The 16,722-nt window shown below is 34.4% G+C and carries 9 protein-coding genes; 4 read left to right on the plus strand and 5 right to left on the minus strand.

Annotated features, from left to right (window positions below; genetic code table 11):
* Nucleotides 1–131: 131 nt before the first annotated feature.
* The 4 genes from porZ (at nt 132) to OZP12_RS02545 (ending at nt 7,168) form a co-directional block, all read left to right on the plus strand.
* A complete protein-coding gene (gene porZ / locus OZP12_RS02530; RefSeq protein ID WP_281227484.1) occupies nt 132–2,426 on the plus strand; it encodes a type IX secretion system anionic LPS delivery protein PorZ in 2,295 nt (764 codons plus the stop codon).
* 69 nt (nt 2,427–2,495) lie between these two features.
* A complete protein-coding gene (gene recO / locus OZP12_RS02535; RefSeq protein WP_281227485.1) occupies nt 2,496–3,209 on the plus strand; it encodes a DNA repair protein RecO in 714 nt (237 codons plus the stop codon).
* A gap of 108 nt (nt 3,210–3,317) precedes the next feature.
* Nucleotides 3,318–5,204: an outer membrane protein assembly factor BamB family protein gene (locus OZP12_RS02540; RefSeq protein WP_281227486.1), complete on the plus strand. Its 1,887-nt coding sequence runs from the start codon at nt 3,318–3,320 to the stop codon at nt 5,202–5,204.
* 47 nt (nt 5,205–5,251) lie between these two features.
* Entirely contained in the window at nt 5,252–7,168 is a 1,917-nt protein-coding gene (locus OZP12_RS02545) for a hypothetical protein (RefSeq protein ID WP_281227487.1), read from the plus strand.
* Nucleotides 7,169–7,330: 162 nt separating this feature from the next.
* Here the strand turns inward: OZP12_RS02545 and OZP12_RS02550 are convergent, their stop codons facing one another.
* The 5 genes from OZP12_RS02550 to OZP12_RS02570 are packed head-to-tail and all read right to left on the minus strand — an operon-like array spanning nt 7,331 to nt 16,712.
* The gene (locus tag OZP12_RS02550; RefSeq protein WP_281227488.1) at nt 7,331–8,638 is read right to left on the minus strand and encodes an ATP-binding protein; all 1,308 of its coding nucleotides are present in this window, start codon (nt 8,636–8,638) and stop codon (nt 7,331–7,333) included.
* 14 nt (nt 8,639–8,652) lie between these two features.
* Complete coding sequence (locus tag OZP12_RS02555) at nt 8,653–11,988, minus strand: DNA/RNA non-specific endonuclease (protein WP_281227489.1); 3,336 nt, start codon at nt 11,986–11,988, stop codon at nt 8,653–8,655.
* A 43-nt stretch (nt 11,989–12,031) separates the two neighbouring features.
* Nucleotides 12,032–13,495 (minus strand): contractile injection system tape measure protein, encoded by a 1,464-nt coding sequence (locus OZP12_RS02560; protein ID WP_281227490.1) that lies wholly within the window; start codon nt 13,493–13,495, stop codon nt 12,032–12,034.
* A gap of 5 nt (nt 13,496–13,500) precedes the next feature.
* Nucleotides 13,501–14,202 (minus strand): hypothetical protein, encoded by a 702-nt coding sequence (locus OZP12_RS02565; protein ID WP_281227491.1) that lies wholly within the window; start codon nt 14,200–14,202, stop codon nt 13,501–13,503.
* 11 nt (nt 14,203–14,213) lie between these two features.
* Nucleotides 14,214–16,712: a hypothetical protein gene (locus tag OZP12_RS02570; RefSeq protein ID WP_281227492.1), complete on the minus strand. Its 2,499-nt coding sequence runs from the start codon at nt 16,710–16,712 to the stop codon at nt 14,214–14,216.
* Between the last annotated feature and the right edge of the window lie 10 nt (nt 16,713–16,722).

Genomic DNA, 16,722 nt, shown 5'->3' on the forward strand with positions numbered 1-16,722 from the left:
AGGCTTTTTTGTGCTTATTGAAGGGAATTCAAAAATCTGCAATCTAAAATTTTGCGCCAGTTCGCTATCGTTCGGGTCCGCAATCTAAAATCCTTTCCTTTGTGCTATATTTGTGAATCAATACCGATTCGATGCGAAAAAGGCTTAAATATCTGTTATTACTATTTGTGCTGCAATTCAGTTTTGCACAAACTAATTTGTCTTGGCAGGGATATTTTTCTTATACCCAAATAAAAGCTCTTTCCGAATCGCCAACAACTATCTATGCTGCTTCCGAAAATGCTTTGTTTTCCAAAAACAGTAATACAAACATTTTAAAGACCACTACTACAATCGATGGGCTTTCAGGGGAAGTCATAACGGCGCTTTATTACAGTCCAACTTTTAATAAAACGATTATTGGTTATCAAAACGGACTATTAATTGTTGTGAACGAGGCCGATGGTTCTATGCTTAAAGTGGTTGATATCATCAATAAAAATTTACCTGCCAATATAAAACGAATCAATAATTTTATGGAGTTTGGAGGTGTTTTGTATCTCTCAACCGATTTTGGGATTGTTCAGTTTAATTTGGCTACTTCCAAGTTTGGAGACACCTATTTTATTGGCGACAATGGAACCGAAATCAAAGTTAGTCAAACAGCCATTTACAATGGGTTCATTTATGCCGCCACTTCAAGCGGAATTAGAAAAGGAGATTTAGCCAATCCTAATTTAATTGATTTCAAACAATGGCAGATTATTAATTCAGGAGAATGGACAGGAATTGTGTCATTTGGTACCGAATTATATTCCTTAAATACAGCAGGTTACGTTCACAAATACGATTCGGGTTCCAATGTATTTAACTCCTTTTTGCAATTGGGCGAGGCAGCTACAAACTTTCGTTCCACCTCTGATTATTTGATTATAACGACAGCCAATTCAGTTTCTATTTACAATAAACAGATGGTCTTGCAGCGTCAGATAAACAGAAATCAAATACCTGATATCAATTCAACGTTTAGCAGTGCTACGATAATAAAAGATTCGATTTATATTGGCACAACCGAAAACGGTTTGCTTACCACTTTACTTTCTGCTGCTTCAACTTTTGAAAATATAACGCCAAACGGGCCTTCACGAAATACTATTTTCGCGCTGCAAGTTACTCCTACACAACTTTGGACAGTTTATGGTGATTATGATATTTTTTATAATCCGTATCCGTTGGATGATTTTGGGATAAGTAAATTTTCCACTTCAGGGTGGCTTAATATTCCTTATAGCCAAGTTCGAGGAGCCAAATCAATATCCCGGATTATGATTAATCCAATCAATGAAAAAGAAGTTTATGCGAGTTCTTTTTTCTCAGGTTTATTAAAAATAGAGCAGGATATTCCAACGATTTTATACAATCAAACCAACAGTAGTTTGGAGTCATTAACTATCAGTCCGCCCGATCCCAATTATATAGATGTCAGGATTAACGGAACTGCATTTGATAAATCAGGAAATTTATGGATTACCAATTGCAGGGTTGTAAATGGTTTGAAAATGTTAAGTTCTAATGGGCAATGGAAAAGTTACGCGATGGATAAAATTCTTTCGGTACCATCAGAAAATGATTTTGGTAAAATGGTTATCGATAAGTATGGTACTAAATGGATGGCAACCAGCAAAAATGGTGTAATAGGATTCAACGAAAGCAGTAATGCCTTTAAAAAAATTACTTTTGGAGAAAATCAGGGGAATTTACCCATTCAAGATGTTAGGACGGTTGCGGTAGATAATAAGAATCAGCTTTGGATAGGAACAACTAAAGGGTTACGGGTTTTGTCCAATGTAAGTGATTTCCAGACCGAGAGCCAGTTGACTACTGAAAGCATTATTATTATGGAAGATAATCTGGCGCAGGAATTACTTTATGAGCAGTTTATAAGTGATATCGAAGTGGATGGTGCTAATAATAAATGGATTGGAACTGCAGATGCCGGTGTATTTCTGCTTTCTCCAAACGGTCAGGAAACCAAGTATCATTTTACGACCGATAATTCGCCGCTACCGAGCAATGTGATAAATGACATTAGTATTAATAGTAATACCGGAGAAGTTTTTATAGCAACCGCCAAAGGTTTGATTTCTTTCAAAGGAATTGCTACTTCAGCCAATCAAAATCTGAATAATGTATATGTGTATCCCAATCCTGTTCGTCCGGAATATCAAGGCACGGTAAAAATAAACGGCTTGCTCGATAAAGCCAATGTAAAAATAACCGATGTAGCTGGAAATTTGGTCTTTGAAGCTAAATCCGAAGGAGGAACTATAGAATGGGACACCTCCGCTTTCGGGAAATATAAAGTAGCATCAGGAGTGTATATGATTTTTGTTTCGGCTCAGGATGGGACTGAGACCAAAGTCAAAAAAGTGATGATTATTCGTTAATAAGAAATCGGATTTTAGATTTCATAAAGCAGTTTCAGAAATCTAAAATTTAAAACCTAAAATCTAAAATTGTTAGTCAAAACAAAAGCCATCGTAATTTCGACATTAAAATTTCAGGAAAAAAGCCTGATTGTAAAATGTTTTACATTATCCAACGGATTGAAATCGTATTTTGTCCGTGATGCTTTTTCGTCCCGAAAGGCAAGCCAAAAAGCGGCTTATTTTCAGCCTTTGACTATCATCGAAATTGAAGCTGTCCATAAAAACAAAGGGACTTTGGAAAATTTCAAAGAGGTAAAAGTAGCGTCCCCTTTTCATTCGATACAATCGGATATTTTCAAAAGTACTATTGTTCTGTTTCTTTCCGAAATTCTCCACCATTCGATACATGAGGAAGAGAAAAACGAACCCTTGTTTACTTTTCTCGAAACCGCTTTGCATTGGCTTGACCAACATGACGAAATTTCAAATTTTCATTTAATTCTGATGTTAGAAACCACAAAATATCTTGGTTTTTACCCCGATACTTCGGATATGGATATGCCTTTTTTTGAAATGATTGAAGGCGTTTTTACTCCTTTTCACGGCGTTAGTTCTTTGACAGAACACGAAACTCATTTGTTCAAAAAGTTAATTCAGTTAAAATTGGATAATGACCAAAAAGTCTTTCATGTCATTGAAAGACAATTACTCCTGAAAATTTTAATTGATTATTATAGTTTTCACCTCGACGGATTCAAGAGGCCAAAATCACTGGATGTTTTGAAGGAAGTTTTTTCTTAAAAAAAGAAAATAAATTTTTATATTTGCTCACAATTAAAATGTAGGCCTATTCTGCTTTTTAATTGTGAGTCTTTTTTTAACTAATAAAAAAATATAAAATTCCCAAAAATGGAAAAATTGAAATTTTTAATGCTGCTGTTTCTATTTGTCAGCATATCGGTATTTGCCCAGAGAAATTACGATGAGGTAATTAAAACGGATGGTACCATTCAAGATTTAGTGCAAAACGAGATTACAGGAGTTATTGTCTTTAAAGGAAATGGTAAAATCAGCGGAATTAATGCTGAAACCAAAAAAATTGTATGGACATTAACCAAAGAGGATTATGGCAATGCCACTACAATGGAGCTTTTGGGAGATGCTGATTTAGACAAGATGTTCAAAGAAAAAAAAGCGCTAAAAAGTGTCCCAAACAGTCCTTATGTTGAGGCTTATGTTAATTCTAAATTCATAATAATTAATACCGATACGGGGAAAATAGTTTACAATTCTTCTAAAGAGTCTTTTTGGGTTGTACAATCGGATTTTCTTCCCGAAACCAATGAATATTTGCTTACATTGAGAGACAAAGGGAATATGAATATTGCTTTAATTGATATGAATACCGGAAGCATCAAATGGAATACTCCTGTGGATAAATCAAAATCTTTGTTTAGTTTATCGCTAAAAGCAAGTATAAATAAAGCTCAGGTAAACGGTGCCACGATTTATTATTTACTTTATGGAAAGCTATATTCCTTCGATAGAGAATCCGGAAAATTAAATTGGAAAGCCGAGGAAGAGTATACAAAATTTTTCCCAACCCAAAACGATAAAAACATTGTTGTGATTAATTCAGCGGGTACTTTTTCTACAAAAGAATATATAAATGTTTTGAGTACAGATACAGGAAAAAGCATCTGGAAAGAGTCAATAAAAACAAAATATGTGGTTTATCTTGAAGATTGGGGAACCAAATTGTTGATTGCTCATTTCGGCGGTTTTAATTTTTTCGACCTAAAAACAGGAGAAAAAATTTGGAAAAAAGATGCTCGTGGTGATGGATTGAAAAAAGTAATTCCTATCGATAAAGACTTTTTGTATGTAGCAGAAAATGAAATGATGTTAATCAATAAAGACGGAGAAAAACTTTGGAAAAACTTTATTGAAATTGCTGATGACAAAGAAGATCCTATTTTTTACTTAGGAAAAGTTGGAGAAAAGGTAATGTATCTTACAGGAACTTATGGTAATATGGTAGATTACAAAACGGGTAAAAAATTATGGAAACGCAATATCAAGTTTGATAAAGATCGTCCCGTTTTGCCAACTTATGATGAGGCAACAAATTCATACTTAGTATATAATGACGAAAAATTATATAAATTCAATCCTACAATTGATGATAAACCAGAGCCATTTGCAGAAGTGAATATCAAAAGAGAGAAAGAATTAAACAGTATCGAAATGTTTCCTTGGGGAGTTGCCCTTTCCGGGCCGGTTGAGGTAATGGGAGTTGCCCTTGACGGTTCCGTAAAATACCATCTTACTTATAACCAACCGGGAGAAACGGGAAGACAGTTTTTAAAAGGTGGTGCAATGGTAGCTAGTTTTGCTTTAGGAGCCACTTCAGTTGCAAAAGGAATTGAAGGTTCTGAATGGACTATGACAACTCGTGACGCTAATGGTAATGAAACGACATCTGTTGTAAAAGAAAAAGACAAGGCAAAACTAAATCAGTCTGCTGCGGCCGCTGCGGGAGCTGGTGCAATGGCAATGGTGGCTGAAAAATTCGGTTCTCGTTTTAATGCAATGAAACAAAACAAAGATTTTTCATATATTTTTGCAAAAACAGAGACAGGCGAAAAAATGCTTGTGAAAGTTAGAAAATCAGATGGTGTTGAGGTTGATAAATTAATCTTTAAAAACAATCATCCCGTTTACGAAATTGATCCGGCGACACAAAACATTTTTTATGTGCTCGATGATTCAATAGAAATTTTTAATAAAAAATAAAAACTCAAGAGCCATCAAAATTTACTTTGATGGCTTTTTTTTTTGATATGAAAAAAATAATACTTCTCTTTTTTATTTTCGGATTTACAGCAATCCATTCGCAAGAAAAAGTCACTTATAAAAAAGGCAAATTTTTTGTGCCTACAATTAAGTACTCTCAATATTCTTGTTTAGACAATGTGATTACCCAAACTACTTTTTATCAAATGGATCCCGAGTTGAAAAGCGAGGAACAAGTTTTGAAAAAAAGCTATTTTAATATTGACGGGTACATAAAGGATCCTTCAAACGGGAAATTAAAAATTTATATCACGATACCTTTTCCAAGATACACGAATACCCAAATGGACAGTGTTTACAATAGCAAAACGAAAGTATGGGCCTATCATCCGTATTCCGGGTATGATGTCAAAGTTAACATAGAGGTGAAGTGTGGTGATAAATTGATTTATTCCGATGTGTTTGTCAGTTCCGAAAAGAATGTTTTTCTAGGAAGTTACAATAAAGAAAGCGCCAAAGCGGCAGTTGCTTCCAATCAACAAAAAATGAAGAACTCTGAGATAAAAGAGAACCTTACTGTTGAAGAATTAGGAATTGACACGGTTATTTATTCTACAATGAATCGAATCCAAGGATTACTCAATTATAAATTTGGATATTATAATGATGAGGTAAAAGATAAATTTGAGTTTATGACCTCCAAGGGACATCCGGAATATCAACAAATGTTTGCTTTTGAAAATGCCATAACGGAACAAATGGGAAAAGTTACATTAGAAAAAGGTTTGGACGTGAAGGTATTAATGCCACATTTAGTTTATTTGGAAAGTCTGTTGACAAAGTACCCACAACTTCCCGAAAACGAGAACATTCGGTTTTTAGTTACCTATGATTTGGCATTGACGTATTTACTATTGGAAAACAAAGAAAAATCACTGTATTTTGCCGATTTACTTATTAAAAACGACAAACAAAGTTCTAAAGGGACAGATATTATAGACCGTGTCAATAAGGCTAATTTTGTAGACAGAATGACTAGGACGCATACGAATCGTTTTGTCGAATTAAAAAAATTAGGTTTCAAAATTAAGGAAGAAAAGGAAGAAGCCAGACTCGCTTTTTTTGAAAGAATCATTCAGGAAGATGCCGATTGGGAACAAGAGAAAATAAGCAGAACGAGTTCACTTGAAAAAAGGATTACCGAAAGAAAGAATATATTAGACTCTATTTATTTTCAAAAAAATTCGGATTTATTGGCCAAAGTCATAAACAATTTGGGTGGGAGTGAAGCCATTAAGAAAATAGAAAAAACACATATTCTGTCGAAGCTTAAACTCGAAGACAGCAATATGCCACAAACAGAAGAGAAGTGGGCGACAGAGACGAATTATCTTTTGAAGAAAAAAACACCCAATAATTATTACGAAATAGTGAATGGTCCGGAATCATGGGTTCATGACGATATGGATAACAGCACTGAAAAATGGAAAAAAATTAACAATTCCGATTATTCCGATATTGTGACCAATCTAGATCCCCTCAATTTGTTGACTTCATTCCGGATTGATTTATGGAATAAGTTTGATTTAGTGTCTGATGACATATCCGATGGGAGATTGTGCTATCATCTTACTTATTTTGAAAAAACACTCAATTCTAGCAATAGAACAGTTCCTAAAACCGAATATAATCTATATGTTGACAAAGAAAATTTCACGATAGTCTCTTTTGAAAAAACAGAATATTTCAAGGGAAATAAATCTTCTTTTGAAAGAAAGATTTTTAAAGATTACCGAGAGATTGCGGCACTGAATAATGCAAAAATACCACATAAAGTCATAAACGAAATTGAAGATTATTACGGGGAAACATCTTATCAGGAGCTTAGGGAAAAGGTAGAGGTAAATCCTGTTTTTGGCAACAGAATATTTATGAAAGAAGTTTATTTTGGAGGCTTTAAGTAATATTAAATTTTAAAAACCCAACTGAATTGAAAAGTTCACTTGGGTTTTTTTTATGCAAATCAATTTCCCTATTTGGGACATAGACTCTATTGGGGAAAGTCAATTTTGGATTGATTTTTTTATTTTTATGATTCTTCTAAATTATTTTATAACCCTTCTTTTTCACCCCGTTTTGGAAACTAAAGTTGAAGCAATAAAAAGTTTTTCTTCTTTGCTGTATTCCAGTTCTATTCCTTTCAAAATGTATTGAGAATCGATTACTGTAGTGTTGGCATCAAGTGTCTGTAAGCAGGCAAAAGCCGTTGCGGAAACTATTTGTGCGCCATTGAGCTCATAATTTTTGGCGACTATATCAAGAATGTTTTGATCTTTGAGTTTCGTTTTTTTAGGCATACAGTTTTCCCATAATTTCAAACGTTCTTCAGCTGTTGGTTTGCTAAACGGGATAACAGAATTGAATCTTCTTAAAAAAGCATCATCGATATTGTTTTTAAAATTGGAGGTGAGGATAACCAACCCATTAAAATTTTCTACCCTTTGCAATAAATAGCTCACTTCTTGATTGGCGTATTTATCATTTGAAGATTTGGTTTGAGTTCGTTTCCCAAAAAGAGCATCGGCTTCATCAAAAAGGAGAATCCAGTTTTTATTTTCGGCTTGTACGAATATTTTTTCTAGATTTTTTTCGGTTTCACCAATGTATTTAGAGACAACTTGTGATAGACTGATGCGGTAAACTTCTTTTTTGAATTCTTTTCCCAGCAGAGTAGCTGTAAGCGTTTTTCCAGTACCTGACGGACCGTAAAAAAGGCTTCGATAACCGGGTGCAATTTGTTTGGCCATTCCCCAGTCGTGGCGTAATTGCTCTTGATGTTTCAACCAAAGTTTGATTTGATTGATATGGTCTTGCGTATTTTCATTTACAACCAAATCATTCCATTCCATTTGGGTGGTGATTTCCTGAGCTGGAAAGTTGGTTCCGAATTTTGGTTTTAATTTTTCGCCAAAAAATAAAAGATGAACTATTTCAGAAGGTAAAATAATGCGGCCGCTCATTATAGGCTCGCCTTCTTTTACGTCTTCCAGGAATAAAATATTTTCTTTCGAAAACCAATGCGCCGGTGCAAACAGTTGCTGTATTTCCAATCGATAATTAATATCCTCCCTTGCCAAAATATATTGTACTGTTTCACCTGTAGGAAGCATTCCCCTGTGATTGTCCAACCGGATTCCGCCCAGTTCTGGTAATTCCCCTCCATCGGGATAGACTTCTTTTATGATTTCATCAAAAAAATGGGGCAGAATGTTTGGGACTAATGCCAAAAGTAGGATAACCGATTCTTCATGGGTTGTCTGCCTTCCTAAAGCTTCCGAAAAGGAATTCTCGAAGTTATAAAGCACAGGTTCTTCTTCGTTTTCGACAAAACGAAGCGACTGAATGAGAAAGGATTTTAATGTTTGAAATGGCACGGTAAATTATGTTTTTAGAGTGTATAATCTTTTTCGTTAGTTTCAATATTATTTCGAATAGTTCCGTTAAAAAGGCTTTTTTCTTTTTCGGTACCTCCTTCATCAATAAAATAGGAAGACTGAATAGAAATGCTTACAGGAACCGATTTACTTTCCTGAATTTTTATTTCATTTATTTTTTTCTGGTCAGGAGTTGTCGGGCTGGTTATTAATGGGCTCGAAAGTCCGTAAGTTGGTGTAACATTGTATTTGAGTTTTTTCTTTTCCAAATAATGTTTTTTAAGGCTTTTTTCGACTATGGCTTCATGCTCGGAATTGGTTGATCTTTTCAGCGGTGTTAAATTTTGTTTTTCGTTCGGACCACCTAAGTTATGATTCAGTAAATGCCCCTGAATGTAGTAAGGGACGTTGCCTCCATGATGTTTTCTTTTGAATAAGGTATCGTAAATTCCGGTTGCTCCGGTAGTACTTGCACCAGCAGTTCCATCATTAATTAGAGGATTTGCGATCATGCCATTTGCTACACCATTGCTTTCCCCACTGAAGGTTACATTTCTTTTGTCAGCTGCTTTGGAAGATATAAACAAATCTTTGATATAGTTAATCAGCGATTGAGTCATTTCTTCAAATTGCCCATCGTAATCTACTCCAGTTTTGCCTTGGTTTTTTTCCATGGCATTTTCGAATTTGGTTTTGATTCTCAAAGCGCTTTCAATTCGGGCGTCATACTTGCTTTTATTGTTTTTGTATTTCTGTTCTTTTTTGAAATCAATAATTAATTCCTCAAGGGTTTTTGGAGTACTTCTAATAATTAATTTTGGTTTTTTCTCATTTCCTTCAATGTTGATGCTGTGTTTTTTATCGTCTTCAGCTTTAAATTCTTTTTTCAAACCTACCCAGGAGAGTAATTTTTTAACTCCGGCTTTTCCAGCTTTGAACAGCTTTTTCACAACAGTTCCAGCTTTTTCAAGCACCCAGTCTATAGCTTTATTGACAGGAGCCTGTATTTTATCAAGTAAGGCCTGAACCTTTTTGCTTAAATCTCCCAAACCAAGTAAACCAGCTAAAAAGCCAATGGCTATCGGAACTAATTTGGCCAACGAATTTTCAACAAAATTGGCGGCTTGTGTAATTTTGCCTGCGACAATCAGTGCAGTACTGTCAATTATACTATTTATTAAATCCAATATTCTTTTGGCATTATTGATAAACCAACTAATGACATCATAGATAAGTTTACACGCTTTTATAAAAGCACCAACAGGATTAAACAAACTGATGACCCAAGTTATTCCGGCCTTAATCACGGTTTCGATGAGCATATTTTGTATGGCATCTACAACCATAACTTTGAGGTCTCCTATTTTTTCTTTGATGTAATTCCATAATCCTCCAATACCCTCTTTTCGGATTATTTGAAATATTTCAAAACCTGTTTCCAGTGCAGCTACAACAGTTGCCCCATACAATTTTGTGGCCCTTGCCTTAATGTTTTCCCAAGTTAAACCAAAAACCGACATGATGAATTCAAAAATCCCAGTCAAGTCCCATTGCTTAGGAAATTTTATAGAAGGAGGCATATTGCCCATCAGCCATTCGAAGAATCCTTTTTTGAGGTGTTCCAATGCATTTTTGCCGAAATTTTGAAATCCTAAAACAATTGCATCCAATAAATTGGACAGAAAACCAATAGGATCCAGAATTATTTTGCCAACAACATCTGCGACCTTTGCCAAGACATTCAGCAACAGATTTTTCATTTGGATTATGGCTTTTATCACTCCGACAACAGCATCATAGGCGCGTTCGAGCCAGCTTTTGTTTTCTTCCTGAATCCTGTCAAATGTTTCTTCCAATTTGGCTACGGCAGCATTAAATTTGGTAGTAATACTTTGTTTTAAGCCTTCATTAGCTTCCTCAACTTTGGCCTCTAGTTCTGAAAACCGTTCGGTTGCATGGGTAAATACATCGCCGGCGATTCTCTGAGTGTCTTTGTCCTGATTTTTCCAGTAATTTTGAGTTTTGAGTTTTCCATCATCAATATCTTTTGTCGCCTGGTTTAATTCTCTTTCAACCAAATCTCCTATTTTTCGAACCACAGGAGCTAGCGAGTTGATAAAATTATCCTGTTCTTCAATGAAAACTTTTTTAATGTCTTTAGGAATGCCCTTTGCCCAATTGACTAAATCATCAAACCAGCTGGTATCAGTTCTTTCTTTTACATTTTTTTCAAAGGTTTTGTTGGCAATATCCAGAGCTTCATCAAAATCTTTGTTTACTTTTTCGGTTAGATTTTTAAGGTTGGTTTCCACCAGAAGTTTGGTGTCATCATAAATTTTATTTAAATCGGTTGCGACTTTGGTTCGAACCTCTTCTTCTTTTTGTTTTTTAAGTTCTTTGTTTTTATCGACTTGGCTTAATTGTTTATTTCGTACTCCAAACATTTTGGCCAAACCACCCAAAGTAAGGGAGTTAGTGCTCGTTTTTGTGGCACCCGCAATTGGGTTGGCTAATTTTAAATATTGCTGGTGAGTATCGGCTGCTTGTTTCTGACTTTCTTTTTTTTCTACTAATGAATGATCAAAAGAGGGTTCGTTTCCATTTTGAAGCTGTTCTTCAGAAATATCATTGTTGGCCAGCTCATTATCAATTTTTTTAGAATCAGCGGAGAGGTCGTTGTCCTGAGCTGTTTTGAGAGGCGGTGCAAAACCCGGATTGGAAACATTGGGATAAGTTCCAATATCTTCTTTTGAGAGTGGTGTTACTGTTTTTGAGACAACACTTGCTTGGTCCGGAGTTGCGCTTACTGTATTGGCTAATTCTCCGTTTGTATTTTGTTTTTCTTTTTCAAGGGAATCAGTAATATCTTGTTGAGCCTTACTCATTTTTTCAGAAGAGGTTTGGTCTTTTTCCATCTCTTCTTTATTTTTTGGAATCACCTTCTTGATATTTTCCAAAATGGCATCCGAGAATTTTTTGGAATCAAATTTTTTGACTGTCTTTTTTGCATTAGCCATTTCTTCCACCTGATTTTTCTTGGCCACACTAGATTTTTCCAATGCCGGGTTTATGGAAACTGCCTTTTGCATTTCCTCTTTTTTCTCCTCGGCAGTACCGTGTTTCTTTTGCGATTTGGCAGTTTTTACAATCTTAGCTTTTTGAATATCAAGAATGGATGCTTTTTTAAAATTAAGAACAGGATCAGCGGTTTCTATTTTTTTAGCTTTTACAGTTACAGGCACAAGAGCATTCTCTTTCTTTTTTTTCTTGATTGCAGAAGGAAAGAAAGGAATGGTTTTTCGCTGTGGCTTTTTAGTAAGCGCTTTAAATACAGGTCCTGTTTTACCCATTTTGTCCGATAATTGAGCTGTTAATTCATTATAATTATTTGCTTTAATTCCAATAGCACTGTAAAAAATCTTCCATCCATGGGGTTTTTATCATTCCGATTCCCCAGGGTAATTGGGTTAGTAAAACATCAACACCTTCTTGTTTTACCCAGAGTTCTAATTTTTCATTTTCAGTTAAAAGGATTTTTCCTTTTCTTTTTAAAAAAGTTTCTCGTAAACCGGCAATAGAGGTGTCACCCAAAATTTTCCAATGTTCAATCACAGCATTTAGTAGGCTTTCACATTTTTCTATTTCAGTGGAAGTAATTTCCAGTTGGGTATTGATTACATTTTCTATTGGGAAACCGCATAAAATCTTATTCAGAACCAATTCATTTTCTCCAATTTTTGTTTCTCCGTTAATTAAAAACTGGGTTAAGAGAATCGCTTTATGCTGACTGATTTTGGTTGTCCAGATTTCATCTTTTGTTAAATACAGTTGCTCAAATAGAGATTTCAAAAAAGGGTGAAATAGTATCAAACCTGCATTTTCAATATAAATCAGATTCTGTATTTTTGAATAAGGTCTTTCGGATTTCATTTTTTTTGGAATTTCTAAAGTCTTTATTTCTTCGGTTTCTAATTCTTTTATTGGACTTAAAATATTTAGAGAGTAAAAAATAATGTTCAAAAAAACGATGAAATCAGTATTTTGCAACAAAGTGTATTTTTTATAAAAGCTTTTCTTTTCGTTTAACAATTTGTTTAAAGCTGTTAACTGAGAGGTTTCTATATCCCAATATTGAGTGATTAAAGTTTTTGTAACTTGATAAAGAGTTGTATTTGGGATTGCTTTTTCTTTAAAAAAATAAAATTGCCAGGCCATAAATTCAATCCAGCTTTCTATTGTTGTATTGGAAAAAGAATTTGGTTTTGAAGCCAATACAAATTGAAATAGTATGGTGAATTCTGATAGAGAATTTTCAATTTGAGAAGTGATTTTAGTTTTAAACTCTTTTGAAAATGCATTTATAAAGCGGATTAGCGCTTTCGGGTTTTCCAGAAATACCTCTTTTAATTTTTGAATAAAAGAAGGATTAACTTCTAATTCTGCAATTAATTCTTCAAGACTTTTAACCAATCCATTTTCGGGAATAATTCCTTTTTGTAAAAAGATGAAAAACAAATTTTCGGCAATACTGTTTTTTGAAAATACTGTTTCAGAATTTTTGATTATCTCAACATTTTCTTCAAAATCTTCAAAATGTAATTTTAAATAGGATTCAATTTGTTCTAATGAATGAGTTACAATTTCTTCTTTCCATTTTTTTCTGGAAAGAGGCGGAAGAATTATTTCCAGTTTGTCAATTTTCCAGGTATAGTTTTGGGAAGAATACTGGTTCAGCAATAGTTCTAGTTTTGGATAAAATTCTTTTTCCAACAATGATTGTAAAACACTTTGCACTTCTTTCCCAAAATCGAGTGAAGCACAACGAATGTCCAAAGTATGTTGTTGGAGTAAATGCATTGCTTTTAGTCAATAATTAAATCATTATCTTCAAGGATACTGCTGTACATTTTATCTAAATTAGTCTGCATTTCTTTTGTGAAGAGATCAAAATTCAATTTATTTGGTTTATACGAAAGAGCTACAGATGTTGAAATGTGACCAGCTTCTGGTACTATAATATGAACGCCTTTTTGGTTCTTTTGGTCTTCGAGTAATCCAACCCCAATTACCGTCATTGGAAAATCAGCACGACTTACGGATGCCCTGGTATCATTAGTGAGGCTGCCTGGAACACTTGTGGTAGTGCCGTCTTTATATTCTGCTCTATAGAAAGGGACCATAAAAGTGAGATACATTTGTTTCTCATTGATGTTGGGTAAAAAAGATTGCAGCATTTTATATTCTTCGTCTTTTAGTGGAAAAAAAATCCAATCCGGACCATTTTTTTCATCGATTTGCGGGTCTTTCAATTTGGCTTCGGTGCAGATGTACATGGAGCATGAAAACTTCTCAATACCTGTAAAATTTACTTTTATCGTCGCAAGTTGTTTGGTACTAAAAGGTTTGCTGACATTTCCGAAATCAAAACCATTGATAGTAGGCGCGGGTTTGTCTGAAAACTCCAAAATGTCTTTTAGAATCTTGTTGGTGTCAACAGCGGTTATATTTCCTTTTGAAATAATTTTGCTGTCAATCGCTGTGATTATTTCCTGTTTGGTTGCCATAGTTTTATTTTTTAAGTGTTAAAATCGTCATTGTTAAAATCTGTTTTTTCAAAATCTGTCGGGACAGTTTCAGTGTTTCCTATAACAATATTGATGTTGTTTCCTTCGGGATTTTGAATGTAAGGCAAGAAAAAATCTGCAAGTACCACTTTTTGCGGAGCTTTGTTTTCGACCAAAATCGATGGCTCAAATTGGAATAAGTTTGTGATATTGGCTAAGAAAAACTCTTGTAAATGTGCGGGATAATTGGCAGAAAGATTTTGTTGCGCCACTTTTATCAGATTGGCCTTCAGGTTCTCCGTTTCATTTTTACAATCTTTGAGCGCATTTGCATCATAGGAATCACTATAGGAGAATTTGGTTTTGTCAAACAAAACACTTTTGGTAAGATCATCTTTGATTGTCTTTGTTTCTTCAACGGTTCCAAAAGAAAAACTATCCGTATAATTTTTTATGGAATTAAGAAGAACTTGGTACTTTGGAGCCGTCTGCTGCGGTTTAAAAATAGAAGTATCGGAGTAAACCAAAATAAATGTGCCACCTACTGAAACTCCTGCATGGTGTTCCATTCCTTTGTTTTTTTGTAAAAAGGAGGACAAAAACAAATCCTTATAACTCGTATTCCATCTTTTTAAAGCTTCGTCATATAAAACCGTAAAGGAATCTTCAAGAAATAATTCGTTGATTTGGTCCAAGTGATCAATTAAGTCTTCGACCAAAACGGACAGATTGTTCTTGCCCCACAATAAACAAAATCGATGAAACAGGAATAGGACATTTAAGTTTTTGAAAATTTCGTAAAAGCTTTTATAATTGGGAAGAAACTCACTTAAATTGTCTGTCAATAGTGTTTTTACTTCTGTCAAAATATTCTTGAGAGAAGTAATCGTAGCGTCTGTCATTATGGTTTGTTTGATAATTTCCGTCTTGTTTGAAGTAATCCAATTAATGACAAACTCGGTGATATTGTACACTTTTTTTCTAGCCAGATCGTAATCAACTTCCAGATCTGACCAATCTCCCTGATGTTTTGTGATGTCAACGTCTTTGCCCACAAAATCGACTGCATTGAGCGCAATTGTTTTGAATGGCAGGTTGTAAGTGTCTTTTAAAGAGGATAATTCGGTAAGTACTTCCAGATAGTTTTTTCCGATGTGCCCTTCTATTCTAAAAAAATTATAAGGTTCCAAGTCATATAACAGCGGTTTTTTGACCCATAGTAAATCGGTATAATTGGGTTTTTCTGACTGATAAGAAAGGATTTCGTTGGTTTTGTTTTTTACTGTTTTGTCAGGATTCCACTTTTTATTGAGTTCGAAAAAGTTGGAATAATAATAAGGAATCGACTTTTTGGACAATGGCGAATTGCCGTAAATTGTGGGTGTTATTCGGATTACAGTATCAGTGATGGACCAGGATTTTATCAAAAGAACCAATCGTTCAAATAAAATATTGAGTTTGTTTCTCAGGAGAATTTCTTTGTCGGTATTGCCTGTTTTTATAAAAGGGGTTCTGAAATTATTTTCTAAGTTGACATTCCCCAAAATAATATGAAAGGGAAATTGACTTTCGTCAAAACAACAAAAAGTTGGATTTTGATTTTGGAAATCTACAATTTCATTATAAGCAGAAACTATGTCGGAAATCCAGTCACACACATATTGAATTTGTAATTTGTCTTTATTGGCGTTGATGATTTGAACTAATTGCGTTTTGCAATTATTCAACGAAGAAAAGTCGGAAGTTGATTTTAGGATATTTTTGTTGGTGTTGTAAATTGCGTTTATTTGATTGGAAAGAGTGGTTAGAAAAGCATCGTCATACCAGTTTTTGAAACCATCAAGTACTTGCTGACCGGTTATCAAATTTTTGAAAGGAACATTGTATCTGGGAGCAACTAATTTCTGAGATGCTTTTTTTATGTCAAAACCAAGCAACAGCAAAGGAGCAATATCCGAATTCTTTATAACCAAAGGTCTCACAGTGAATTCCAGTCTTTTGCCTTTATCATCACAATTGGTATTGACACAGTTTTTCTCGTCAATTAATGCAGTTTCCAAAATAAATACAACTACTTTGTCGTTGAAAAAGCCATTTGGGATAGCTGTTTTTAAGGGTTCTGTAGTAGTAGGCTCCAATAATTCAATGGCATTTTTGAAAGGCTGGTATTTCGATCCATGTTTTAGCATTGGTTCCAAAAACGGTTCTTTACTGTAATTGGCTCCAAGAAAATTAGCTGAAAGTTCCAAATCATGGTAAAAAGTAAAAAGTTTTTCTTCCCAGTTAATTTCATATCCCAATGAAGTTACAGCGGTTCCACAACCTATTTTGATTTGATTGGGTTGTGGATGTGAAATTTCTAATCCGCATATAATTCCCATGCCTAAAAGTCCTGTTCTAGACAAGCGATCTTGTTCCTCCAGGTAACTTACAACACTATTCAGATGTTTCTGGCTTAGAACTTGATCTGCTTCAAAAACGGGATATTTGGAGTTGTTAAATGCTTTCATGTTGCTATTT

It is taken from the genome of Flavobacterium aquiphilum, assembly GCF_027111335.1.
GTDB classification, from domain to species: domain Bacteria; phylum Bacteroidota; class Bacteroidia; order Flavobacteriales; family Flavobacteriaceae; genus Flavobacterium; species Flavobacterium aquiphilum.

Excerpts from the sequence above, each read along its gene's own strand:
- porZ (WP_281227484.1), top strand. The coding sequence starts at position 132 with ATGCGAAAAAGGCTTAAATATCTGTTATTACTATTTGTGCTGCAATTC.
- OZP12_RS02555 (WP_281227489.1), bottom strand. The coding sequence starts at position 11,988 with ATGGGTAAAACAGGACCTGTATTTAAAGCGCTTACTAAAAAGCCACAG.
- OZP12_RS02565 (WP_281227491.1), bottom strand. The coding sequence starts at position 14,202 with ATGGCAACCAAACAGGAAATAATCACAGCGATTGACAGCAAAATTATT.
- OZP12_RS02570 (WP_281227492.1), bottom strand. The coding sequence starts at position 16,712 with ATGAAAGCATTTAACAACTCCAAATATCCCGTTTTTGAAGCAGATCAA.
- OZP12_RS02545 (WP_281227487.1), top strand. The coding sequence starts at position 5,252 with ATGAAAAAAATAATACTTCTCTTTTTTATTTTCGGATTTACAGCAATC.
- OZP12_RS02540 (WP_281227486.1), top strand. The coding sequence starts at position 3,318 with ATGGAAAAATTGAAATTTTTAATGCTGCTGTTTCTATTTGTCAGCATA.
- OZP12_RS02560 (WP_281227490.1), bottom strand. The coding sequence starts at position 13,495 with ATGCATTTACTCCAACAACATACTTTGGACATTCGTTGTGCTTCACTC.